The sequence below is a fragment of the Shewanella sp. QJM3NY_23 genome (genome assembly GCF_056173105.1).
On sequence record NZ_CM149657.1, the window covers coordinates 1530382 to 1554407 of the forward strand.

Here is a 24026-nt window from a genome sequence, read left to right on the forward strand (position 1 = left end):
GCGCCATTTCGCCGTAAAAAGAGAATCAATAGAGAGTAGTTATCTATGCGTGAATTAACCGAGTTCGAGCAGTATGTTATTGAAGGCAAGGGCACTGAGCAGCCTTTTAGTGGTGAATATAACCATCATGATGCCTTAGGTGTTTATCATTGTAAGCGGTGTGATGCGCCTTTATATCGCAGTGAGCATAAATTTAATGCCCATTGTGGTTGGCCTGCGTTTGATGATGAGATCCCAGGTGCAGTTAAACGTTTAGCCGATGCCGACGGTCAGCGTACTGAAATTGTATGTCAGCAGTGTGACGCGCACTTAGGCCATGTGTTTGAAGGCGAATATTTAACAGAGAAAAATACTCGTCATTGTGTTAATTCAGTATCTATGGTGTTTAAACCGGTAACCGCAGCTCCTGTTACTAACAAGCATCAATGGGCTACCTTAGGTGGTGGCTGTTTCTGGTGTTTAGAGGCCATTTTTGCTCAGCTTGACGGGGTGATATCGGTACAATCTGGTTATAGCGGTGGCGATGAACACAGTGCCAATTATAAACAGGTGTGCAGTGGTACGACTGGCCATGCAGAGGTAGTGCATATTGAGTTTGATGCAGAGCAAATTAGCTTTGCTGAATTACTCGATGTATTTTTTAATAGTCACGACCCCACCACGTTAAATCGTCAGGGCAATGATGTTGGGACACAGTATCGTTCGGTCATTTTTGCTCATGATGAAGCACAAATAAATACCGCATCAGCCCTGATAGCCAAGCTTACTGAAGCCCAGCTATTTGATGCGCCGATAGTGACCGAATTAGTGGCGTTTCAACATTTTTATCCGGCGGAAGCTTATCATAAGGATTATTTTGCCAACAATGGTGAGCAACCTTATTGCCAGTTGGTGGTTAAACCTAAGGTGGATAAGTTTAAGACGCGCTTTGCCGATAAAATTAAGCAAAGTTAGCCACGAAAAGGTAGCCACGATGAGTCGCTCTTAAGTACTCATAATAGGCAAGCAATAAAAAAGGCGCAGATGCGCCTTTTTTATTTAGATGTCTTACTTAATACTTAATGCACAACTTAACACCTTGAGCGCCTGTGAGTGGGGCACCTTATGAGTCGAGTTTATCATCGGCAATCTTGTAGTGCGGATCTTCGATAAAGTTAACCTCAACCAGATCGCCCGCTTTGTGCAGCAGTTGTTTACAATCTTGGCTTAAGTGACGTAAATGCAGCTTTTTACCACTGCTCACGTAACGTTCGGCTAAAGTATCGATTGCACCTAACGCGGAGTGATCGCATACCCGTGAGTTTTGGAAGTCAACGATAACATCTTGTGGATCAGATTTAGCATCAAACAGTTCTAAGAAGTGAGCTACCGAACCAAAGAAGAGCGGACCATTGAGCTTGTACACTTTCCAGCCGTTAGCATCTTGGCTCACATCCACGTTGATGTGCTTTGCATGTTCCCAAGCAAATACCAAGGCGGACACAATCACGCCAACAAACACCGCAAACGCAAGATCGGTAAACACGGTGACGACGGTAACTAAGATGATCACGAAAGCATCGTGCTTAGGCACTTTACGCATTACCTTAAAGCTTGCCCATTCAAAAGTACCTAGAACAACCATAAACATCACACCAACTAGCGCCGCCAGAGGGATCATTTCGATTAAAGATGAGCCAAATAAGATAAAGGCCAAGAGTGCCACAGCCGCTGTGATACCCGAGAGACGACCACGCCCGCCAGAGTTGATATTAATCATCGACTGGCCAATCATGGCACAACCGCCCATGGCACCAAAGAAGCCGCTGGTCATATTACCAATGCCTTGACCAATACACTCTTTATTACCTTTGCCACGAGTGCCAGTCATTTCGTCAATCACCGTTAGGGTTAACAGTGACTCGATTAAGCCGACCGCAGCAAGAATAAAGGAGTAGGGCAAAATAATGTATAAGGTTTCTAAGTTAAAGGCCACTTCAGGGATGGCAAATGTTGGCAGCGAGCCAGCTATGGTGGCATTGTCATCACCACTCATAGACTTTAAGAAGTCTAATACGTTGCGGGTATCAAGATCGAAATAGACCACCAAGGCTGTTACTGTGAGGATAGCCGCCAGAGAAGAGGGGATGGCATTTGTCAGCTTAGGCAAAAACTGAATAATCGCCATTGTTAATGCCACCAATCCTAACATCAGCAGGAGTTGATCTTGCGGTAACCAAGTCAGTACGCCATTGGCATCAGGGGCCTTGAATTGGCCAAGTTGTGCCAGAAAAATCACAATCGCAAGGCCGTTGACGAAACCAATCATTACAGGGTAAGGCACGATGCGAATAAATTTCCCTAATTTGAGCAGGCCACAGCTAATCTGGATAAGTCCAGCGAGCACAACGGCTGCAAATAGGTACTGAATACCGTGTTCGGCTACAAGTGCGACCATTACGACGGCCATGGCGCCAGTTGCACCTGAAATCATTCCTGGGCGTCCACCAATCAATGCGGTGACCAGTCCCATGATAAAGGCTGCATAAAGACCAACCATGGGCTCTACACCTGCAACGAATGCAAATGCGACAGCTTCTGGTACTAAGGCTAACGCAACGGTTAACCCTGAAAGTAAATCAGCTCTATGGCTAGCGGTTTTGTGACGAATAAGATCGAACATTTAGCCTCTGTTATTAAATGATAGGTTGATGGGAATTGCGGTCGCGCATACTAGCAAAATTTTGACCGCAATAAAATAAAAAGCCATGCTGCTCAGCATGGCTTTTTAAGTTCGATAATGACTATCCCTTAAGGGCGGGCCATATCCGAATTGGCACTGTTACCATGCGTCGTCGGCTCTGTCGTTGCTTCTTTTGTTGAAGCCTCATATTGACGCCCTGTAGGAATATCAACATTGGGACGAGCCTCTACCGTTGGTTTGGTCATGGTTGAATTGACCATGGTGCCAAAGCGGCTGGCAGGTTTAGCCGCCGTTTTAGCCTTTGCCACAGGTGCTGCTGGTGCCGAAGTTTGAGGTGTCGCAGCTGATACTGCTGGAGCCTCAATCTTAGCTGGCTTGGCCATTGGTGCAGAAACCGACTTAGGTGCAGCTTGCGCCGAATCCGTAGCGGTATCCACATCTGCAGACACTTCAACGTTTGCTACTGGCTCTACTGTAGTTACTGGTTCTACCGTTGCTTCAATAGGTTTAGCGATATCCTCTTGGGTCGCTGCTTGCGCGTTAGCCGCCGGTACAACGTCAGCTTTATCAGCTTTAACATTATCAGCAACATTGTCAGCCTTGACACTGTCGGCAGTGGTTTTCGCTGAAGTGCTCGATGCGCTTGATGACGAAGTGACACGGCCTTTAGGTTTAGAGGCTGGTTTTTCTGCTTTAGCGTCAAGGCTCTCTGAAGCATCAGAGTTAGCGTCCACAGCAGGCTGAGTCTCTTGGGCTACAGTATTATCTGACGCAGGTGCGTTAGCTTCAGTCGTTTTGACTTCGGCAGTTTCAGCGTGAACCGTAACTTTCGCTGGTGCTTCATCTGACGGCGCTGTTTCAGCAGAGGCTTGCTGAGCAGGCTCGGCGTTGTTCACATAGTCAGTGTTGACAGATTGAGCCATATCATTATCAAGGATTGGCGCGGTTTCAACATCATTTGGGATAAACGCGGGCTGACCATTGTCTGAACGGCCTTCTTGGTCGCCATCTTCGTCACGACGACGACGTTGGCCTGCTGCTCTCAGATGACGAGGACTACGACGACTGCGACGTTGACCATCACGTGGCTCACGTTTGTTATCGGCATCTGCGTCATTGTTGTCGGCTGAGTTGTCATCATTATTGACCTGAGCTTGATCTTGGCTTGCCGTTTCATTATCACTTTGAGCCTGCTCTTGCTTAGGTTGAGTCTCGTTAGCCGAGTCAGCGTTTTGCGCTGGCTTTGATTCAACAGCCTTTGAGGGTTCAGCATCAGCTTCAACAGTCTTTGATTCAACAGCGCTAGATTCCGAAGCATTAGCTGCGGTATCGGCCGCTTTATCTTGCTTTGGCTTAGCTTTACGTGGTTGACGCTTTGGACGGGCGTTTTGCTCATCTTGTGGCGTTGCTGCATCAGCTTGTTTGGTATCAGGCTTAGGCTCAACCTCGACATCTTGAGTTTGTGCTTGCAATGCTAACGCTGCTTCATCAGCTTGTTGCTGCTCGGTCTGAACACGGACTTTACGGCGCATGTTACGACGTTGACGACGCTCTCTTGCTGCTTCCTGTTTAGGTTGCTGTTCTTGGTCAGTGCTAACCTCTTCAGCGGCCTTTTGTGGGCTGCGTGTTTTGGTATCGTCACGTTTAACACGCTTGTTGTCATTACGCGCTTTAGTTGGGCGAGCATCAGTGGCATCGGCCTTAGGCGAACGCGTGCGCTTGTTATCAGTCTCTTTGTTGTCGCTGTCATCACGATTTTTGCGGGTATCATTACGACGTGTGTTACGACGACCATTTCCACGGCTTTGCGTATTGCGACGAGGCTGCTCTTTAGTTTCTTTCTCTTCTTTGCTTGGTTCACTGGCACTGAAGAGGTTACTGATAGCAGCAACCAACTTTGACAATAAACCTGGCTTTTTAACGTCAGCAACTTTTTGTACAGGTTGTTGTACTGGTGTCTCTGTTTTTGGCTCTTGCGTAGGCGCTGCGTAGCCTTTTAGTGCAGGCTCTGGTGATGCTGCACGTTCAAGTTTACGTGGCTCGTAAAGCTTAGACTCTTGCTTTTCAAGTAGTTTGTAGCTTGATTCGCTAATTTGGTCATCTTTACGGTGACGCGAAACACGATAATCAGGCGTAGTCATGTTTGGATCTGGGATCACATACACTTCGACGTTGTGACGCTGCTCGGTGATGCGGATTGCCTTGCGTTTTTCATTGAGTAGAAACGCTGCAACATCAACAGGTACCACGGCTTCAATTTGCGAGGTGTTTTCTTTGATAGCCTCTTCTTCCATCAGACGCAAAATAGACAGCGCTAATGATTCAGTTCCGCGAATCGTACCTTGACCATGACAACGTGGGCATAAGTGTGCAGCCGACTCTTCCAGTGACGGACGCAGGCGCTGACGCGACATTTCCATCAAACCAAAGCGCGAAATACGGCCTAATTGTACGCGGGCTCTGTCGTGGTGAACGGCATCGCGCATTCTGTTTTCAACTTCACGTTGATGTCTGACTGGGGTCATATCGATGAAATCAATCACCACCAGACCACCTAGGTCGCGCAAACGTAATTGGCGTGCAATTTCGTCGGCGGCTTCAAGGTTGGTGTTCAGTGCTGTCTCTTCTATATCACCGCCTTTAGTGGCACGGGCAGAGTTAATATCGATTGACGTTAATGCTTCGGTCGGGTCAATAACAATTGAACCACCAGATGGCAGACGCACTTCACGTTGGAAAGCCGATTCAATTTGAGTTTCAATTTGGAAGTGAGTAAACAGCGGCACTTCGGCATCATAGTGCTTAATACGGTCGACAAAGTCTGGGCGAACGAGTGCAACGTGCTGTTTAGCTTGCTCGTAAATGCGCGGATGGTCGATAAGGACTTCGCCCACATCACGGCGTAAGTAATCGCGGATAGCACGCACGATAACGTTACTTTCTTGATGAATAAGGAATGGCGCTGGACGTGTTTTAGCCGCTTCTTCGATAGCGGTCCAGTGATGCTGTAAGACTTTTAAGTCCCACTTTAATTCAGCGGAATCTTTACCAACACCGGCAGTACGGACAATAAGGCCCATGCCTTGTGGCACTTCAAGCTCTGACATCGCCGCTTTTAATTCGGTACGCTCATCACCTTCGATACGACGAGAAATACCGCCAGCGCGAGGATTGTTTGGCATCAGGACCAAATAAGAGCCAGCCAAGCTGATAAAGGTCGTTAATGCTGCACCTTTATTACCGCGCTCTTCTTTATCGATTTGAACTATGACTTCTTGACCTTCTTTCACCACTTCTTTGATGTTAGGGCGGCCTTGGAACGAGTAACCGTTAGGGAAATATTCGCGCGCAATTTCTTTCAGTGGCAAGAAGCCATGGCGATCGGCGCCATAGTCCACAAATGCGGCTTCTAGAGAGGGTTCTACGCGGGTAATTTTACCTTTGTAAATGTTGGCTTTTTTCTGTTCGTGACCAGGGCTTTCGATATCTAGGTCATACAGTTGTTGCCCATCAACTAGGGCAACGCGCAACTCTTCAGATTGAGTCGCATTAATTAACATCCGTTTCATGATGACGTATTTCTTCTTAAAATAGGGTCATCAAACTCGCTAGTTTCGATGCATTACGGGCCCAGATTTGATGAGTGAAGCCTCGCGGCTTGGTTCTGGGCTAAGGTGCGCATTGTCTGTAAAACGCAATCACTGCGTGTCGCAACCTATTTATGGCTTATTTTTTAATATTACTAAAAACAAGGAATTCGTTGTAAAACGTCAACCAACCCCATAAATTCTATGTACTTTCCTGTAATGCCAAAATCGATAAGCGTCAGTCTGATGACGAGTTAGAATTAAACTTCGAATTTGGAGCGCTATTTGCTGGAGAAACCTCTTTGAAATGTGGCATAGATACTGGGTTTAGTCGTTCAAACGCGTTTTCTCGGTTTATTTTTGATGCAACGACTTGTAAATCAATGATTTGCTACTCAGTAGTAATGTCTTTTACTCTCCGCTTTTCGCGCATGCTTTGGGGGAAGAATGAACACTTTATTCATCATTTAACCCCATTGGCGTGGCAAATATAGCAACAAACCAGAAATTCAGCAAATGGAAAGGCATAAAAGTTGTTAGTTGTGTACAATAAGCGGCTTGAACGAGAGCAAGGCGTAGTATGAATAATCAACAACCTCTAAATAATGTCGAATTGGTTACTATAGATGAAGATCATTTAGGTCAACGAATCGACAATTTTCTTGTGACTAAACTCAAGGGCGTCCCTAAAAGCATGATCTATCGTATCGTGCGTAAAGGCGAGGTGCGGGTAAACAAGAAACGGATTAAACCTGAGTATAAATTACAAGATGGCGACATTGTTCGCATCCCGCCTGTTCGGGTGTCGGCCAGTGACGACAAGCCCGCTCCGAGCGCTAAGTTGACCAAGGTTTCGCAACTTGAAGCGCGCATCGTATTTGAAGACAACTGGCTTATTGTGCTTAATAAGCCTGCTGGCATTGCGGTACATGGTGGCAGTGGCGTCGATTTTGGTGTTATTGAAGCGATGCGCTCACTCAGACCACAACAAAAATTTCTTGAATTAGTGCATCGGTTAGATAAAGACACCTCGGGTGTTCTGCTGATTGCCAAGAAACGCAGTGCGCTTAAACATCTGCATGATCAATTGCGTTATAAAAAAATGCAGAAAGATTACTATGCACTGGTGCGTGGTGAGTGGCAGAGCCATGATAAAGTCGTTAACGCGCCACTATTAAAACTGACCCTAAAATCAGGTGAGCGAATTGTGCGAGTCAATCCAGAGGGGAAAGCCTCTGAGACGCGCTTTAAAATAAAGCAGCGTTATAAAGGGGCAACGTTAGTGCAGGCAAGTCCAGTTACTGGTCGAACTCACCAAATTCGGGTGCATTGCCAATATGCGGGCCATCCTATTGCGTGTGACGATAAGTACAGTGAGCAGAATTTTGATGATTCGATGCGAGCACTAGGGCTTAACCGTTTATTCTTGCATGCAGCGCAGCTTAAATTTATTCATCCGAGTACGGAAGAGGTTATGCAGGTCAAGGCGCCATTAGATAAGGCGTTAGAACAGCTATTATCGAAATTGGAAAAAGTATGAAACGATATGAATTAGTCATATTCGACTGGGACGGTACGCTAATGGACTCGGTCGGTAAAATTGTGGCATGTATGCAGCAAACGGCAAAAGAGTTGAGCTTATTGGTGCCTACTGAGGCGGCCGTGCGCGATATTATCGGTTTGTCGATGGATGAAGCGTTAAATGTATTGCACCCCAGTGCCTGTCATCAGACACGCCACAATATGATTAATGTTTATCGTGAACAATATTTGCAGCTTAACCAAACACCAAGCCCTGTCTTCGATGGGGCAGAGGAGTTACTGTTATCCTTAAAGGCATCGGGTCATCAGTTGGCTGTAGCAACTGGCAAAGCCCGAGCTGGATTAAACCGAGTTTTGCATGAGACCGGATTTAACCAGCACTTTGTTGCGAGTCGCTGCGCCGATGAAGCCCACAGTAAACCGCATCCACAAATGTTGCAGCAATTATTACAACAATTGACGGTGGCGCCAGAAAAGGCGGTGATGATTGGTGATTCTATTCATGATCTCAATATGGCCCGTAATGCTGGAATGGATGCCATTGGTGTGAGCTATGGTGCCCATAGTGCAGAGCGATTAAGTGCAGCCTTACCTGTGGCTATTGTCTCATCAACCCCAGATCTATTTGCCGCGATCACAGCTCAGCGCTAATTACCCCTCCTGCTGTATTTTTGCATCTGGTTGTGGTGTTTTTGCATAGTTAGCGTGTATGCACGCTGACTATGCAAATTTGCGATGCCGCTTTCTCATAAATAACAACTCACTCATACATAAAAACTATTGCATTTAAGGTCACAATCTCACATAACATCACTATCTGATGTCTGATCACAGTCGTGATGATTCAGGCTAAAGGCTAAAGGCTAAAGGCTAAAGGCTAAAGGCTAAAAGTCTAAGCAGATGTTGTTGAGTCGTTTTTACTTAACCTCAGATCGGTTTAACGTAACACTGAAATCACGTTGAATTCTGCTGATGTAATATTGAGTTGTGGCTTATTCTCTTTGAGTTGATAAGCCACTAAACCTCCTATCACATTAAGCATGAAACCATGTACGCTGCGGTGCCGCGTATGCTCTATTTGTGAGATGTTTTTTAGCTGGTCATTGATTGTTTCGATAATAAATCGTCTAGAAAGCATGGCTCTATCCCATAATGATAAAGCCTTTGCTTTCATGTTTTTACGCACGTTATTAACGATAGTTACCCCACGTTCTAATAGGTCGCCTGCTAACGCTTTGCCGATATACCCCTTATCAGCATAGAGTTTATCCATTGATTCAACGACCATACCTTTTACGGGTTTCGTGTCATGCACATTCGCAGGTGTTATTTTGGCTGCAACGATGCCACCTCGATGGTTCACAATAAGATGAAGTTTAAAACCATAGAACCAGCCCATCGTGCCTTTTCCTCGGCTGGCGAGACCTGCTAGCGTTTTATGCCTTGGAATTCGTAAATTATGACAAACCTTAATGCTCGTTGAGTCAACGAACTCGATGCCTGTCGGTTCGCTTTTTAAAGAGGAAAAATAACTGCACATTGGAATGACTGCACTCGGCATGACTTCAAGAAATCGAGTGTAGCTGAGTAAGTTTGGAAAATCAGATTTGTAGAAACGAGCCAGATATCCTGTGTAAAAATTCTTGAAGTCACGATGATTAGACATATGGAAGGCGATGATAATTGTCATAATTTCACTCATCGTCATTCTGCCTGCGCGCTTACGCTTGCGAGTTCCATCGGTTAGGCACTGTTGTTCCCATTGAGGAATAAAAGCATTACAAAAATCATCGACATCACAAAATACATCCACTAAATTATTCATATGCCCTCTGCGTGATTGATTAATCTTGGTCGAGAGATCTGATCACAAAGAGGGCTATTAGTTCAATTTCTTATCCCGAGTTCAGGTTACTTAGGATCTTCAACCTATATTCCTTTGCTTGTATTGCTGGGTGCCTATAGGGACGAAAGTCAATCATTGCCTCTGCCGTATCAACTATACATTGGCGTGCTCATCAATGAGCTTATAGAATATTGAGCTTAGGTTTGCTCGTATAACTATGCTTAATCACGTTATAAGGCATGTTTAACCCGAGATTAACTTAGCGTCGGCTGGCGGGGTTAGGATATCGATGCCTTGATTGAGCAGCATCTCAGTGAGCGCGATAAGCGGTAGCCCCACTAAAGTATTGGGGTCGCGCCCTTCAAGGCGAGTAAACAAGGCAATACCGAATCCCTCGCATTTAAAGCTACCCGCACAATTAAGTGGCTGCTCTTTTGCTATGTAATAGCGTATCTGCGCTTCTGTCAGTACTCTAAAGTGGACGATAAAGGGCTCGCATCGTACCTCGACACTGTCACTAACCACATTGTAGAGCGCAACAGCAGTATAAAAGGTAACGCTTTTACCTGAGACGTTCATCAGTTGCGTTACGGCGTTTTCTTGGGTTAAAGGTTTACCTACGATTTGTCCATTAACGACTGCTACCTGATCTGAGCCAATAATTAGCCCTGAAGATTGACCTTTAGCCCCAGCTTTTGCCTTGGCGACGGCCAGACGTGTCACCAAATCAGGGGCCGTTTCATTGATTTTGGGGGTTTCATCCACATCGGGCGCACAAGTATCAAAAGTAATACATAATTTTTCCAGCAGTGATTTACGGTAGCTAGAGGTCGATGCTAAAACAATGAGCGGTGTCATTAATAGGCCTTTGTTAAGATATTTCAAGATAAGATAATGGCATACAATCGCACTGACAATGACTGGCAGGCACATTAGTTAATGCCTCATTGTGTCATATTGTGCGACTACCGACTAAAATCTATCAGTATTCGACTAAAATTAGTGAATGAATGCTTCTATTTTAAGCGTGCGGGGCTTGAGTATCACTGAGCGCTTGGGTAGAATTTTGCCTCCAATAAATTTTGATTTATTCATGAGTTTTTAAGAATAACTATCTTGAATGATGAAGGTAGTGAATTTTCCTTTGACTAAGAGTAATTCAAACTATAATATGCGCGCCTTATGCAAACAGTAAAGATACCGGTTTCAATTGATCCAAACCGCGCGGCGGCAAGCAAGCTTTCTTATGAAGGCATGATTCCTGGTGTGCAGTTAAAACGGTTAAATGAATTATGTGCCGGCGACTGTTCCGATGTGGCAGTGTCGCTTGAATGTGGCGTAGATATACAGGGGATAGTCTACCTGAAAGGGAAGGCTGTGACGGAGCTCACTCTGAATTGTCAACGTTGCATGACACTATTTACCACAGAGGTTACGGTCGACTTTTGTTTTAGCCCTTGTGGGTCTGAGGCAGAAATCGATGAGCTCCCGGATGCGTATGACCCTATTGAGTGCAATGAGATAGGTGAAGTTCGTCTGCATCAATTGATTGAAGATGAATTGATCGTAGCTATGCCTCTGATCCCTATGCATGTTGACGAAAGTTGCAGCCAAGGCGATCAAGATATAGTAGTAGGCGAGATTGAACCCGCTCAACTGGAGCGTCCAAATCCGTTTGCAGTGTTAGAAAAACTGAAGAGCAAGTAATCTAGGAGACAGGTCAAATGGCTGTACAACAGAATAAAAAATCTCGTTCAAAGCGCGGTATGCGCCGTTCACACGATTCATTGAGCACTGCTCAATTGTCAGTGGACGCTACGAGTGGTGAACTACACCGTCGTCACAATGTGACAGCAGACGGTTTCTACCGTGGTCAAAAGGTTATCAACAAGTAATTTGTTGATAATTATATGACTGATCTGACGCTTGCGTTAGATGCGATGGGGGGCGATTTTGGCCCCTGCATCACAGTGCCTGCAACCCTGCAGGCACTTCGCTTATACCCCTTCCTAAATGTCATTATGGTTGGCGATAGATCGCAAATAGAGCCTCTATTACGCCAATGTGAATCGTCATTACTGTCACGAATTGAAATTATTCATACCACTGAAGTGGTGAAAATGTGCGATCGCCCTGTACATGCTTTGCGTAATTGTAAGCAAAGTTCAATGCGCCTCGCCATAGAATTAGTTCGCGATAACAAGGCTCAAGCCTGTATCAGTGCCGGTAATACCGGCGCGTTAATGGCAATTTCTAAAGTGTTACTGAAAACCTTACCCGGCATCGATAGGCCTGCTTTAGTCAGTTGCCTGCCTGCCGTTAATCAAAAACCGGTTTACTTACTCGACTTAGGGGCAAATGTGTCATGTTGCTCTGAAACCTTATTTCAGTTTGCGGTGATGGGCTCGGTATTATGTGAAGCGGTCGATAAGAACCCTTCCCCTAAAGTGGCTTTGCTCAATGTCGGGATTGAAGAGATAAAGGGTAACGATCAAGTTCAGCAAGCTGGGCAGTTATTGCAACAGAGTCCACAAATTAATTACACCGGCTTTATTGAAGGTGATGATATCTATTTAGGTAATGTTGATGTCATCGTTTGTGATGGGTTTGTCGGTAATATCACGCTTAAAACCTCCGAGGGCATAGCAAGGCTCCTCGTGCATCAGTTAAAGAAAGGATTAACTCAAGGCTTTTTTGTACGATTAATGGCCAAGTTAATCGCTCCGCGCATCAATAGTGTTTTAAATCAGATGAACCCCGACCACTATAACGGGGCAAGTCTGATAGGATTGCGCGGAATTGTAGTAAAAAGTCATGGAAGCGCGGATGAGTCTGCCTATTTGCAAGCAATTAGTTTGGCTGTAACCGAAGCGCAACGTCGACTCCCCAAGATGATTGAAGAACGTCTTGAGTCGATCCTTTTAGACATAAATAACTGATATCTCCTTATGCATACAAAAATTCTCGGAACTGGTAGTTATTTGCCAGCGCAAGTCCGTAGCAATCACGATCTGGAAAAAATGGTGGAAACCAGTGACCAGTGGATTGTTGAACGTACCGGTATCTCAGAGCGCAGAATAGCGGCCAAAGATGAATCTGTATCGACCATGGGTTATCAAGCGGCAGTTAAAGCGCTTGAAATGGCTGGTATAGCAGCAAGTGAGTTAGACATGATAGTGTGTGGCACCACCAGTGCCAGTAATGCTTTTCCTGCCGCCGCATGTGAGATACAGGCTTTACTCGGTGTTCACACCATTCCCGCATTTGATGTCGCTGCCGCTTGTTCAGGTTTTGTCTACGCTTTATCGGTTGCAGATCAGTTTGTTAAAACTGGTGCGGCTAAAAAAGTGTTAGTCATCGGTGCCGATGTGTTATCACGTCTGTGCCAACCTGAAGATCGCTCAACGATTATTTTATTTGGTGATGGTGCTGGCGCGGCTGTGATAGGTGCCTCAGATACACCGGGTATCTTATCGACTCATATCTATGCCGATGGTCGTCAAGGTGACCTGCTTAAATGTTCATTCCCACCGCGATCGGGTGAAAGTTCTGAAGCGGTAGGTTACATGACAATGAAAGGCAATGATGTCTTTAAAGTTGCCGTCACGCAGTTGTCGCATGTGGTCACAGAAACATTACGTATTAATCAAATTGATAAAGCTGATATCGACTGGTTAGTTCCTCATCAAGCTAATTTCCGCATTATAAAAGCGACCGCTAAAAAACTCGATATGAGTTTAGATAAAGTGGTGTTAACTCTAGCAAAACATGGTAACACTTCAGCGGCTTCCGTGCCGATTGCACTGGATGAAGCGGTGCGTGATGGTCGTATTCAACGTGGCCAGCTATTGTTGCTAGAAGCTTTTGGTGCCGGATTTGCTTGGGGCAGTGCGCTAGTTCGCTTTTAGTATTGTTGTTGACAATATATAGATTGAGTAAAGGTATATAAAATGGAAAAGATTGCTTATGTTTTTCCTGGACAGGGGTCTCAGGCCGTAGGAATGCTGGCCGATTTAGCCGCTGAGCATGATGTTATCGGGCAAACTTTCGCTGAGGCGAGTCAGGTATTAGGTTATGACTTATGGCAACTTGTTCAAGAGGGACCAGTTGAAACTCTTAACCAAACCGATAAAACCCAGCCAGCATTGCTAACGGCAAGTGTTGCCATTTGGCGTGCGATAGCATTAACCAATGCACCTAAGCCTGCTATGCTGGCAGGTCACAGCCTAGGTGAATATTCAGCTTTAGTCTGCGCTGGTGTGATGAGCTTTACCGATGCGGTAAAACTGGTTGAACTTCGTGGACAACTGATGCAACAAGCCGTTCCAGCTGGAACCGGTGCTATGTATGCCATTATAGGTTTAGATAATGAGGCTATCCAAACGGCTTGTGATGAAGCTGCCCAAGGTGCCGTTGTTAGCCCTGTTAACTATAATAGTCCTGGTCAAGTGGTTATTGCTGGTGAAAAGGCTGCGGTTGAACGTGCCGCAGCGGCATGTAAAGCGGCTGGTGCTAAAATGGCAGTGGCACTGCCTGTGAGTGTGCCTTCGCATTGCGAGTTAATGAAGCCTGCAGCTGACAAGTTAGCCGAAGCCTTAGCGGGCATTGAATTTAACGCACCTGTCATTGATGTAATCAATAATGTCGATGTTGCCGCGCCGCAAGCCGCTGACGCCATCAAAGATGCCTTAGTGCGTCAGCTTTATTGCCCAGTAAGATGGTCTGAAACGATAGACGCTATGGCTGGCGCTGGCGTAACACAATTGGTTGAAGTGGGTCCAGGTAAAGTATTAACCGGTCTTGCGAAAAGAATTAATCGATCACTGAGTGCTAAAGTGGCTAACGATCCTGCCACCGTTGCTGCGCTGAGTGAATAAAGGAGTCATTAATGAGTTTTACTATTGATTTAACTGGCAAGGTTGCCTTGGTCACAGGGGCTAGCCGTGGTATTGGCCGCGCAGTGGCTGAAACGTTAGTACAAGCTGGTGCCACCGTTATTGGCACAGCTACCAGCGAGCGTGGTGCGGCAGCTATCCAAGACTATCTTGGGGACAAGGGGTTTGGTTTAGTATTAAATGTGACCGACAGTGAGTCAGTGGCTCAATTGTTTACCTCGATCAAAGAAAAAGCTGGCGATGTTGATATTCTTGTCAATAATGCAGGTATCACACGTGATAATTTGTTAATGCGCATGAAAGAAGATGAGTGGCTCGATATTATTGATACCAATCTGACATCTGTTTATCGCACTTCTAAGCAGGTGATGCGTTCTATGATGAAAAAACGTCAGGGTCGTATTATTAACATTGGCTCAGTTGTCGGTACAATGGGTAATGCAGGTCAAACTAACTACTGCGCAGCTAAAGCAGGATTGATCGGATTTACAAAATCGTTAGCCAGAGAGGTTGCATCTCGTCAAATAACAGTGAATGCTATAGCACCTGGATTTATTCAGACTGATATGACAGATGAGCTGACTGAAGAGCAGCAAAAAGGTATCATGTCACAAGTTCCGATGGAAAGATTAGGGCAACCGCAAGAAATTGCGAATGCTGTACTATTTTTAGCCTCGGATTCAGCTGCTTACATTACGGGGGAAACTCTACATGTAAACGGCGGCATGTACATGGTGTAATCGTCAGTTAAAACAACTGGCTGATTTTGATTGAATTTGGGCGTAAATTTGCGTAGGTTTCGTGGTTAGACCACAAAAGTTAAGCTTGCATTGTGTGCCAAATTGAATAAACTACTCGCAATCTTACGCAAGTGCGTAATTTGAATAGGAAAGAAACTAATGAGCAACATCGAAGAACGTGTAAAGAAAATCATTATCGAGCAACTGGGCGTTAAAGAAGAAGACGTTAAACCAGCAGCATCTTTCGTTGACGACCTAGGTGCAGATTCTCTGGACACCGTTGAGTTGGTAATGGCTCTAGAAGAAGAGTTTGACACTGAGATCCCTGATGAAGAAGCTGAAAAGATCACTACTGTTCAAGCAGCGATCGATTACGTTTCTAAGAATCAGTAATACTGAATTCTAGAAAACAGGCGGCATTTATGCCGCCTGTTTTTGTTTTCGGCTTATGAACATGCTCAGCACCGTCCGTGTGCAGAGGCAACTCTGGCCCCTCAATGTGCTATAACGTTAGTAAGCCCTATCATTTTATTGCCCCTTGGGGCATATCATCATTACTTTAGTCAAAAGGTGAAAACGTGTCTAAACGTCGTGTAGTCGTAACAGGTCTTGGTCTCGTCACTCCTGTAGGCAATACCGTAGAGACGTCCTGGAAAGCATTAGTTGCAGGACAGAGCGGTATCGCGCCAATCACAAAATTTGATGCATCTGAATTTTCGACCCGTTTTAGTGGGTCGGTAAAAGATTTTGATGTTGAGCAATACCTGCCCAAAAAAGAAGCGCGTAAGATGGATCTGTTTATTCAGTATGGTATGGCTGCGGGTATCCAAGCCATAGAAGATGCTGGATTAAACATGGAGCAAGAAGATCCAACTCGTGTTGGTACCGCTATTGGTGCTGGTATGGGCGGCATGCCACTGATAGAGGCGGGTCACTCTGCGTTATTAAAAGGCGGCCCTCGTAAGATTTCGCCCTTTTTTGTGCCTAGCACCATTATCAATATGATAGCCGGTCATCTGTCGATCAAATATGGTATGACTGGACCTAACTTTGCGGTAACGACTGCCTGCACCACTGGTGTACATAATATCGGTTTTGCTGCCCGCACCATTGCCTATGGCGATGCTGACGTGATGGTTGCTGGCGGGGCAGAAGATGTAACTTGTCCGTTAGCGGTAGGCGGTTTTGCTTCAGCCAAAGCACTTTCGACTCGAAATGATGATCCAACAGCGGCTAGTCGTCCATGGGACAAAGATCGTGATGGTTTTGTCATCGGTGACGGTGCTGGTGTGATGGTGTTAGAGGAATATGAGCGAGCTAAAGCGCGCGGTGCCACTATTTACGGTGAGTTGGTCGGTTTCGGTATGAGCGGCGACGCCTTCCATATGACTTCGCCGCCAGCCGATGGCGCAGGTGCTGCTGCAGCTATGGTTAACGCGATCAACGATGCCGGTATTGATAAGACGCAAGTGGGTTATATTAATGCCCATGGCACGTCGACCCCAGCTGGTGATAAAGCCGAAGTTGCAGCGGTTAAATCAGTATTTGAGCAGCATGCTTATGAGCTATTGGTGAGTTCAACTAAGTCTATGACAGGCCATCTTTTAGGTGCAGCTGGTGCGGTTGAGGCGATTATAACCCTATTGGCGCTGCGTGATCAGATAGTGCCACCAACCCTTAACTTGGATAATCCTGATGAGGGATGCGATTTGGACTTCGTAGCCCATAAAGCCCGCCAACATCAGTTTGAGTACGCACTATGTAACTCATTTGGATTTGGTGGCACGAACGGCTCGTTATTGTTTAAACGCGGTGAATAAACCTTCTTGTCTTATAAAAGCACCTTAGGGTGCTTTTTTTATGGGTGATTAACATTAGATGATAGGTGGATTAAGCTTAATTCATCTCTATTGGCAAGTGGCCTATATCAGCAGATAATTCGGCTCTATTTATGTTACTGCTATGATTAGGAACCTATCGTGCTCAATCTATTCGTTGTGCCTTTAATGCCGTTAGTTGGCGCTTTGACTGCGAATTTAAGTACTATGATCCGTGGCGAAAGCGCAATAAAACTCAGTATAGGGATGAAGACGTTTGTCTGCGCCGCGACGGCATTTGCTTCTGTGTGGTTTGCGCTGTTAGTCACGGCGATTTATACCGGTGGCGATACCAATACGCTTGCCGGGGTTGAGGTGTTATTGCTGTTTATGAGTGGGCTGATAGCCTATTCGGTGTTGAAACTTGAGCGCTTTATTACCGCTTCGGTTCAACTATGGCTATTTCGCCTCGCATTACCGTTAATCGTCTTTGCCTGTTTGTTGGTGATGATGTTCGGTTAACATTACAGCGTAAATCGTCAATCTTAGATATTCGATTTAGTCTATTTGCAGTACACTTTAGCTAGGTGATCTTATAGAGTTAAATTACATGGCTGGAACAGAAAGAAACATCACATTACGATTTTTAGCCGAGCCGGCCGATGTCAATTTTGGGGGGAAAGTTCACGGTGGCGCCGTGATGAAGTGGATCGATTTAGCGGCCTATGCCTGTGCAGCAGGTTGGAGTGGTAAGTATTGTATTACCGTTTATGCTGGCGGGATCCGCTTTGTCAAACCTATCCATGTGGGCAATATTGTCGAAGTTAGCGCCAAAGTGGTTTATACCGGACGTACGTCTATGCATTTAGGTATTGATGTCAAGGCAGGCGACCCTAAGCATGCCGAGCGTTATTTGACGACCCATTGCGTGGTGATCATGGTCGCAGTAGATGATGAAGGCCAGCCGACAGAGGTACCTGAATGGATACCTCAGACAGATGGTGATAAAGAGATGCGTGAGTCTGCGATTCGATTAATGGATATGCGTAAAAAAATTGGGGCAGAGATGGCGGCGCATCTAAAGCCTTAATCGATTGAAATAAAGGTGCCAATGGGCACCTTTTTTATGCTCAGCTATTCATCATGGCCACACTCTACAGCTAAAAATCTAATGTGACTCTCATCAGTACCGTTTGGAATATAGACCTTATTCCTCGTTATTTCCCTTCATTTAATTGCTAATTGTCACTAAGCGTGAACATGGCCGAATGCATTAACCTTATCACTTTCATCTACTAATAAATCTTTAACGCTCTGACAGACTTCTTTGTGCTTGTTTTGCTATTACTACGAACACGGCACACAAGCCATCATTGCGACAGTCGGTTATATGATGCATATTGAGATTCGTTTGGGATCAATTTTTATGGTTACACAGGTGTATTAATTTCTTTTTAAAAGGCTCTTTTTAAAAGACTCTTTTTTAAAGGTACAATGTTTGCTGTACCCACAATTTAAGCCGTTTTTTCGACGGTAAAAACATCAATTACAAAGATAGGACTACAAATGGCAAAGGTCGCATTTTTAGGGTTAGGCGTCATGGGTTACCCAATGGCGGGGCATCTGGTGAAACAGGGGCATGAGGTAACAGTGTATAATCGCACTACAGCAAAGGCGTTAGCTTGGGCAGCAGAGTTCGGTGGACAATACCAAGCAACCCCATTCGATGCTGCTAAAGGACAAGATTTTGTCTTTGTTTGTGTTGGTAATGATGATGACTTGCGTGCAGTGATCTTAGGTGAGCAGGGGGCATTGGCGGCGATGCTGCCTGGTAGCGTCTTAGTTGACCATACCACAGCCTCTGCTGACGTTGCGCGTGAGATTGGCGCAGCAGCGAAAGCTAAAGATGTTGGTTTTATCGACGCGCCGGTTTCTGGTGGTCAAGCGGGCGCTGAAAATGGCGTATTGACTGTGATGGTTGGTGGCGCACAAACCACATTTGATGCCGCCAAGCCAGTGATGCAAGCCTATGCTCGTTGTGCGGAGCGGCTAGGTGAGGTGGGTAGTGGTCAACTGACTAAAATGGTTAACCAAATCTGTATCGCCGGTGTAGTGCAAGGACTTGCTGAAGGACTACACTTTGCGCGAAGTGCAGGACTTGATGGCGAAAAAGTGGTTGAGGTGATAAGTAAAGGCGCGGCGCAGTCTTGGCAAATGGAAAATCGTTATCAGACCATGTGGCAAGGTGAATATAATTTAGGCTTTGCTGTTGATTGGATGCGTAAAGATTTGGGCATTGCATTAGATGAGGCCAGACGCAATGGCTCGCAGCTGCCTTTAACCGCCTTGGTTGATCAATTTTATTGTGACGTGCAGGCCAGTGGTGGCGAGCGCTGGGATACCTCTAGCTTGTTATCGCGTTTAGAACGACACCGTAAATAATCGTGTCAGGCTGCAGTGATCTGCTGACATAGTCGGTTAGCCACTTAGGTGAGCACATAGAAAAGGACTGCAATGCAGTCCTTTTTGCTATTGGGTTCGATAAAGGTGTTTATTGACTTGGATCGAGCACGATATGTTCAAGTTCAACTGGCGCAGAGGCATGTAAGGCATCCATAGAGGCTCCGACCAAAGAGATTTTTCCCTGACCGGACTCGACCAATACTGCACGCTTTATCTCACTAAAGTCACGGTTGTGACGTACCATGGCTGATAATGCCATCTGCATCGGTAGCATAGACGGGTTAAAGGCGGCGTTTTCGGCGTAACGCCCGCAGAAGGTTTGCCCATCTCGGGTTTCGAGCACTACAGCGGCATAGCTGCCAGTGTAAGGGGCATAACTTAAGCTCGCATGATCTAAGGCTTCAATCACCATAGGATCTGTACTATCTAGCGCAAGTTCATGTTGCTGCTTAGACAACAATGGCTGAGTAACATTAAGATCGCTTGGGCCAAACGCGTAAGGTAAATAATGTGACAGTGGTTGAGTGACCTGATTTGGTAGGTGGATTTTGATTTGCTGGCCCGCAACTAATTCATTCATAAACTGGCGACAATGTCCGCAAGGTGACTCGTTGACTATGATATCTTCGATGACGCTCTCGCCACTTAACCAAGCATGGCTAATGGCGCTTTGCTCGGCGTGGACACTGTGAAAAAGGGCTTCGCCCTCTAGTTCAATATTTCCCCCCATGTAAATGTCGCCGCTTTTCCCCTTGGCAATGGCGCCGACATAAAATTCACTAATGGGAGGTTTTGCAAGCGCAGCAGCCACAGGCAACAGTGCTAAGAGCAGTTCATTAACGGGTAATTGAGTCGCTTTGACTAAATCAGCAATTTGTTGTGCATCGATATGACCGGCAAAGTCATCATTTAAAATGGGCACTAACTTATCAGCCAAGGTTGACGGTAGCTGAGCTATGCAGTGAATAAATCTATCTTGCATGAGCTTTTTCCTTAATGGTTAGGCGATTGATAAATCATTTTAGTAATTAAGTTACTGAGTAAATGCGATCAGGGTCGCATTTACTCTGCTTGTTAACTATAGGTTGCTAAGATAATGACATAAGGCTTGAAGTAATTTCTGCTTTTCTTCATCACCTGCAGTATCGTTGAGCAGAGTTTCCAGTTTTATCATGTAATCGGGATCATTGAGGCGCTGCTGACAAAATTCACGCCAGCGGTATTGCTCAGAGTCATCTAGCGTCTCTGGGTAGTTGCGTGCGCGATAGCGAAAGAGCATCTCTTTAAGGCGAGGATCATCAAAATTGAGCTCGAGCGCGGCCAGATTGTGGGGCTGGGTATGACGAATGATCTCCATCTTATTCTTATCGGCGCTACTGAAAAAACCACCGCTATACAGTTGTAGATCGGGGTCGGTTATCTCGTTTTCATGGTCAGTATCGAAAACGGCCACCAGTTTTTCTCTGATCTCAGGATGTTGCCTTAAACGTTTGTATTGCTCTCTGGCAAACATTTTATCTATATCTAACCGCTGGGCATTGTCATCGGTCAGGGTTTTTGCTGGCGCAATAAACGGGCATTTATTGATGTGAACCTGTTTTAATCCAATAGGAAGTTCATCTGGTGCTAAATCTGCGCGCGGCGTATACATACGTTGTTTTATCTGTTCAACATCGAGCTCGATAAGGGGGGTCACATCCATGGTCAAATTGACACAAATAATCGCGTTTTTGTTAGTATTGTGATGGGCAACTGGCGCAATGAGAGTGGTGCAGCCATGTAACGCGCTGATTTTTGAGCTGACATGCAGCAAAGGTTGCATATTGAGTACATCGATATGTTTAGCCACCTCAGCCTTTTTGCGTAGCCCAAAGTAAAACTCAAATAGCTTAGGCTGAGCCTGTTTAATCAGTTTAGCCATGGCAATGGTGGCGTATACATCTGACATCGCATCATGTGCTTTTTCATGACTGAGATTATTAGCTTGTGTAAGATGTTCGAGTTTAAAACTGGGGCTGCCATCATCTTTTGTTGGCCAATTGATGCCTTCAGGGCGAAGTGCATAGCAGGCCCTGACCAGATCGATAATGTCCCAACGAGAATTACCTTGTTGCCATTCCCTAGCGTAGGGGTCAAAAAAGTTACGATAAAAACCATAACGGCTGACTTCGTCATCGAATCTAATGGAGTTGTAACCTGCTACACAGGTGTTGGGCACCGAAAATAGCTCATGTATTTTAGCCATAAACTCGGCTTCAGGCACTCCTTTCATGTTCGCCAGTTGCGGCGTTATTCCTGTGATCAAAATCGCTTCTGGAGACGGTAAATAATCACTGGCGACTTTACAATAAAAGGTAACAGGTTCTGAAATGATATTGAGATCTAAATCAGTACGGATCCCAGCAAATTGTGACGGTCTATCCTTCGCAGGATTAGCGCCAAATGTTTCATAATCGTGCCAAAAAATAGTTGCTGAATGAGTCGATGACATAGAAAAAACTACAGAGTGAATATTGTTGTCTATCATAGCATCGACACACTGTTTAGTGCCATTGTAAGCCGATATTTATCGCTACCAGATTGAATTTAGGCCACTTTAGAATTAGCAGAAATGTTTCATCGAAGGTACAATAATCCTCTATCTATACTATCTATAGGGAATATCATGTTTGAATCGTTATTTACTCAACCGCAGTCAATCCACATTTCGACCGCTTCACGTCTGGTGTTAACCCTAAAAGAAAATGTGAGTGAGCATTGCCTTTTACAGACAATGGATGGCCATATTGCTGAATTTGTTGTGGTTGATGATTCTGGATTAGCGAGTGGATTAATTGCACGTCTGCATCCCTTATTGCAACTTAACCTAGCACCGTTCGATGATATTCCCGCGCCACATTTAACACCTTCGTTGCTGCGTGGGCTTGGTCAAGGTGTTCGCTTATTTACGGGACTAGGCTATTCACTCTCGTTATGTATCAGTTTACTCCGTCAAGGATTGATAATTTACATTGAGCCAGAAGGGGCACAATTTCGTTTTTCGACTGACTCTGGTAACAAATGGCAGCTGATCGAACTCGAAAAGGATCTTCGTTTATTTGGCGGCCCTAGCGCTTTAACACGTGCACAGACGATTCTTGCCCAGCCGTTTGATTTTGAAACGAGTGAACAAGGTTTATTATTAGCACTTAGTGAGCTCGATATGGTGCGTCGAGAGTTGACGCGCTTTACCAGCGATAATGGTATTGAATCTCAAAGTACCATTATCGATATGGTGGCAAATCTCGATAGGCAATTGCACCGCCGCCAGCAATTGATTGCCAGACATTATCAGCAATCGGCTGAGCGAACTAATTGGCATTATGCCGCTAATCAGGTGCAACCCTCAGACTTATTACAGCGTAAACTAGCATCTTACCAGTTGCTTGCAACGCCAGAACTTAACGCCATGGTCGAACAAATTTTAGTTGACGATAACGACGATTAATTATCGATAACGACAAGTGATAACCCTATTTGATTTTTGACTGTTTTAAATCCTATTTTTAAGCTTCTCTTTTGGACATAACACAATGAACTACCGTTGCCCAATTTGTCAGCAACCTTTAAGCCTTAAGCAAACGACTTGGAGTTGCTCGAATAACCATAGATTCGATTGCGCCAAAGAGGGATATGTAAATTTATTGCCCGTACAGAAAAAACGCTCGAAAGATCCTGGTGATAACAAAGAGATGATGTTTGCTCGTCGCGAGTTTCTTAATAAAGGTTATTATCAAGCCATGAGCGATAGAGTTAATCAGCTCGCGGCAGAATATGCTGCTCAGGCAACATCAGGATTGGATATTGGTTGTGGTGAGGGGTATTACTCACACCGCTTACACCAGGTGATGTCGCAGCGTGGAGCATTTACCTTAAATGGCGTGGATATTTCTAAATCGGCGTTAAAGTACGCGGCAAAACGTTACCCCGATATCAATTTTTGTGTCGCCAGCAGTTTTGAGATGCCTTTTGAAAATGAGCGTTTTGATCTGATGCTACGCATTTATGCGCCGTCACTTGATGCTGAGCTCAGACGGGTAGCTAAAAGTGGTGCGACGTTAATTACTGTGTCGGCTGGACCGCAACATCACTTTGCTCTTAAAGAATTAATTTATGATAATCCTCGGCCACACCCAGATATTATCAGCCAAATTGCGGGTTTTACCCATCTCTATAGTGAACGGGTAGAGCAGAGATTGCAGTTAAGTGATAGTGACGATATTCAACATTTTTTGACCATGACGCCTTATAGTTGGAAGTTGACTACAGAACAAAAACAGGTACTGATGAACCAATCTTTTAGTTGTGAGCTCGATTTCAAAGTGGAAGTTTTCCGCGCCAACTAGATTGTTAGTTATTGTTTAAGTTATTAATTTTTGTCTCTAGAGGGAAATGGATTTTTTTGATGCTCATT

The 24026-nt window shown here is 45.2% G+C and carries 22 protein-coding genes; 16 read left to right on the top strand and 6 right to left on the bottom strand.

What is annotated here, in order from left to right; translation table 11 throughout:
- Positions 1–45 precede the first annotated feature (45 nt).
- The gene (locus AC0VXX_RS07085) at positions 46–954 is read left to right on the top strand and encodes a bifunctional methionine sulfoxide reductase B/A protein (RefSeq protein ID WP_475516521.1); all 909 of its coding nucleotides are present in this window, start codon (positions 46–48) and stop codon (positions 952–954) included.
- Between the two features lie 148 nt (positions 955–1102).
- Here the strand turns inward: AC0VXX_RS07085 and AC0VXX_RS07090 are convergent, their stop codons facing one another.
- Together AC0VXX_RS07090 and rne are read right to left on the bottom strand one after the other, a co-directional pair.
- Positions 1103–2662 (bottom strand): SulP family inorganic anion transporter, encoded by a 1560-nt coding sequence (locus AC0VXX_RS07090; protein ID WP_475516522.1) that lies wholly within the window; start codon positions 2660–2662, stop codon positions 1103–1105.
- Positions 2663–2790: 128 nt separating this feature from the next.
- Positions 2791–6252, bottom strand: coding sequence for a ribonuclease E (gene rne / locus AC0VXX_RS07095; protein ID WP_475516523.1), 3462 nt, complete (start codon positions 6250–6252; stop codon positions 2791–2793).
- 598 nt (positions 6253–6850) lie between these two features.
- Between rne and rluC the strand changes: the two genes are divergently transcribed.
- A complete protein-coding gene (gene rluC, locus AC0VXX_RS07100; protein ID WP_475516524.1) occupies positions 6851–7810 on the top strand; it encodes a 23S rRNA pseudouridine(955/2504/2580) synthase RluC in 960 nt (319 codons plus the stop codon).
- Complete coding sequence (locus AC0VXX_RS07105; RefSeq protein ID WP_475516525.1) at positions 7807–8463, top strand: HAD-IA family hydrolase; 657 nt, start codon at positions 7807–7809, stop codon at positions 8461–8463. Before rluC ends, AC0VXX_RS07105 begins: the two co-directional genes overlap by 4 nt.
- A gap of 286 nt (positions 8464–8749) precedes the next feature.
- Here the strand turns inward: AC0VXX_RS07105 and AC0VXX_RS07110 are convergent, their stop codons facing one another.
- A complete protein-coding gene (locus AC0VXX_RS07110; RefSeq protein ID WP_475514697.1) occupies positions 8750–9637 on the bottom strand; it encodes an IS982 family transposase in 888 nt (295 codons plus the stop codon).
- A gap of 264 nt (positions 9638–9901) precedes the next feature.
- Positions 9902–10516, bottom strand: a complete 615-nt coding sequence (locus AC0VXX_RS07115) for a Maf family protein (RefSeq protein ID WP_475516526.1) — start codon at positions 10514–10516, stop codon at positions 9902–9904.
- 324 nt (positions 10517–10840) lie between these two features.
- On the opposite strand from AC0VXX_RS07115, the gene yceD reads away from it, so the two are divergent.
- The 11 genes from yceD (at position 10841) to AC0VXX_RS07170 (ending at position 19552) form a co-directional block, all read left to right on the top strand.
- On the top strand, positions 10841–11365 hold the full coding sequence (gene yceD / locus AC0VXX_RS07120; protein ID WP_475516527.1) for a 23S rRNA accumulation protein YceD: 525 nt from the start codon (positions 10841–10843) through the stop codon (positions 11363–11365).
- Positions 11366–11382: 17 nt separating this feature from the next.
- Complete coding sequence (gene rpmF / locus AC0VXX_RS07125) at positions 11383–11553, top strand: 50S ribosomal protein L32 (RefSeq protein WP_020913118.1); 171 nt, start codon at positions 11383–11385, stop codon at positions 11551–11553.
- A gap of 15 nt (positions 11554–11568) precedes the next feature.
- Positions 11569–12597 (top strand): phosphate acyltransferase PlsX, encoded by a 1029-nt coding sequence (gene plsX / locus AC0VXX_RS07130; protein ID WP_110456144.1) that lies wholly within the window; start codon positions 11569–11571, stop codon positions 12595–12597.
- A 9-nt stretch (positions 12598–12606) separates the two neighbouring features.
- A complete protein-coding gene (locus AC0VXX_RS07135; protein WP_475516528.1) occupies positions 12607–13566 on the top strand; it encodes a beta-ketoacyl-ACP synthase III in 960 nt (319 codons plus the stop codon).
- A 42-nt stretch (positions 13567–13608) separates the two neighbouring features.
- Entirely contained in the window at positions 13609–14535 is a 927-nt protein-coding gene (fabD, locus tag AC0VXX_RS07140) for an ACP S-malonyltransferase (protein WP_475516529.1), read from the top strand.
- Between the two features lie 11 nt (positions 14536–14546).
- Positions 14547–15293 (top strand): 3-oxoacyl-ACP reductase FabG, encoded by a 747-nt coding sequence (fabG, locus tag AC0VXX_RS07145; protein ID WP_110456141.1) that lies wholly within the window; start codon positions 14547–14549, stop codon positions 15291–15293.
- Positions 15294–15452: 159 nt separating this feature from the next.
- Positions 15453–15686 carry an acyl carrier protein gene (acpP, locus tag AC0VXX_RS07150; protein WP_011865403.1) on the top strand — a complete coding sequence of 78 codons (234 nt, stop codon included), beginning with the start codon at positions 15453–15455 and terminating at the stop codon, positions 15684–15686.
- A 185-nt stretch (positions 15687–15871) separates the two neighbouring features.
- Positions 15872–17113, top strand: coding sequence for a beta-ketoacyl-ACP synthase II (fabF, locus tag AC0VXX_RS07155; protein ID WP_475516530.1), 1242 nt, complete (start codon positions 15872–15874; stop codon positions 17111–17113).
- Positions 17114–17272: 159 nt separating this feature from the next.
- Entirely contained in the window at positions 17273–17632 is a 360-nt protein-coding gene (locus AC0VXX_RS07160; protein ID WP_475516531.1) for a hypothetical protein, read from the top strand.
- An 88-nt stretch (positions 17633–17720) separates the two neighbouring features.
- A complete protein-coding gene (locus AC0VXX_RS07165; RefSeq protein ID WP_475516532.1) occupies positions 17721–18200 on the top strand; it encodes an acyl-CoA thioesterase in 480 nt (159 codons plus the stop codon).
- A 476-nt stretch (positions 18201–18676) separates the two neighbouring features.
- On the top strand, positions 18677–19552 hold the full coding sequence (locus tag AC0VXX_RS07170) for an NAD(P)-dependent oxidoreductase (protein ID WP_475516533.1): 876 nt from the start codon (positions 18677–18679) through the stop codon (positions 19550–19552).
- Between the two features lie 109 nt (positions 19553–19661).
- Here the strand turns inward: AC0VXX_RS07170 and cdd are convergent, their stop codons facing one another.
- Together cdd and sbcB are read right to left on the bottom strand one after the other, a co-directional pair.
- Positions 19662–20555, bottom strand: a complete 894-nt coding sequence (cdd, locus tag AC0VXX_RS07175) for a cytidine deaminase (RefSeq protein ID WP_475516534.1) — start codon at positions 20553–20555, stop codon at positions 19662–19664.
- A gap of 96 nt (positions 20556–20651) precedes the next feature.
- Positions 20652–22064, bottom strand: coding sequence for an exodeoxyribonuclease I (sbcB, locus tag AC0VXX_RS07180; protein ID WP_475516958.1), 1413 nt, complete (start codon positions 22062–22064; stop codon positions 20652–20654).
- A gap of 174 nt (positions 22065–22238) precedes the next feature.
- Here sbcB and AC0VXX_RS07185 point away from each other — a divergent pair, with 174 nt between their 5' ends.
- Positions 22239–23060: a hypothetical protein gene (locus AC0VXX_RS07185; RefSeq protein WP_475516535.1), complete on the top strand. Its 822-nt coding sequence runs from the start codon at positions 22239–22241 to the stop codon at positions 23058–23060.
- 85 nt (positions 23061–23145) lie between these two features.
- Complete coding sequence (gene rlmA, locus AC0VXX_RS07190; protein ID WP_475516536.1) at positions 23146–23958, top strand: 23S rRNA (guanine(745)-N(1))-methyltransferase; 813 nt, start codon at positions 23146–23148, stop codon at positions 23956–23958.
- Positions 23959–24026 lie beyond the last annotated feature (68 nt).

Bases quoted from the DNA above. Each gene is read 5' to 3' on its own strand.
- AC0VXX_RS07085 (WP_475516521.1), top strand. From the start codon at position 46: ATGCGTGAATTAACCGAGTTCGAGCAGTATGTTATTGAAGGCAAGGGC.
- AC0VXX_RS07090 (WP_475516522.1), bottom strand. From the start codon at position 2,662: ATGTTCGATCTTATTCGTCACAAAACCGCTAGCCATAGAGCTGATTTA.
- rne (WP_475516523.1), bottom strand. From the start codon at position 6,252: ATGAAACGGATGTTAATTAATGCGACTCAATCTGAAGAGTTGCGCGTT.
- rluC (WP_475516524.1), top strand. From the start codon at position 6,851: ATGAATAATCAACAACCTCTAAATAATGTCGAATTGGTTACTATAGAT.
- AC0VXX_RS07105 (WP_475516525.1), top strand. From the start codon at position 7,807: ATGAAACGATATGAATTAGTCATATTCGACTGGGACGGTACGCTAATG.
- AC0VXX_RS07110 (WP_475514697.1), bottom strand. From the start codon at position 9,637: ATGAATAATTTAGTGGATGTATTTTGTGATGTCGATGATTTTTGTAAT.
- AC0VXX_RS07115 (WP_475516526.1), bottom strand. From the start codon at position 10,516: ATGACACCGCTCATTGTTTTAGCATCGACCTCTAGCTACCGTAAATCA.
- yceD (WP_475516527.1), top strand. From the start codon at position 10,841: ATGCAAACAGTAAAGATACCGGTTTCAATTGATCCAAACCGCGCGGCG.
- rpmF (WP_020913118.1), top strand. From the start codon at position 11,383: ATGGCTGTACAACAGAATAAAAAATCTCGTTCAAAGCGCGGTATGCGC.
- plsX (WP_110456144.1), top strand. From the start codon at position 11,569: ATGACTGATCTGACGCTTGCGTTAGATGCGATGGGGGGCGATTTTGGC.
- AC0VXX_RS07135 (WP_475516528.1), top strand. From the start codon at position 12,607: ATGCATACAAAAATTCTCGGAACTGGTAGTTATTTGCCAGCGCAAGTC.
- fabD (WP_475516529.1), top strand. From the start codon at position 13,609: ATGGAAAAGATTGCTTATGTTTTTCCTGGACAGGGGTCTCAGGCCGTA.
- fabG (WP_110456141.1), top strand. From the start codon at position 14,547: ATGAGTTTTACTATTGATTTAACTGGCAAGGTTGCCTTGGTCACAGGG.
- acpP (WP_011865403.1), top strand. From the start codon at position 15,453: ATGAGCAACATCGAAGAACGTGTAAAGAAAATCATTATCGAGCAACTG.
- AC0VXX_RS07165 (WP_475516532.1), top strand. From the start codon at position 17,721: ATGGCTGGAACAGAAAGAAACATCACATTACGATTTTTAGCCGAGCCG.
- AC0VXX_RS07170 (WP_475516533.1), top strand. From the start codon at position 18,677: ATGGCAAAGGTCGCATTTTTAGGGTTAGGCGTCATGGGTTACCCAATG.
- cdd (WP_475516534.1), bottom strand. From the start codon at position 20,555: ATGCAAGATAGATTTATTCACTGCATAGCTCAGCTACCGTCAACCTTG.
- sbcB (WP_475516958.1), bottom strand. From the start codon at position 22,064: ATGTCATCGACTCATTCAGCAACTATTTTTTGGCACGATTATGAAACA.
- AC0VXX_RS07185 (WP_475516535.1), top strand. From the start codon at position 22,239: ATGTTTGAATCGTTATTTACTCAACCGCAGTCAATCCACATTTCGACC.
- rlmA (WP_475516536.1), top strand. From the start codon at position 23,146: ATGAACTACCGTTGCCCAATTTGTCAGCAACCTTTAAGCCTTAAGCAA.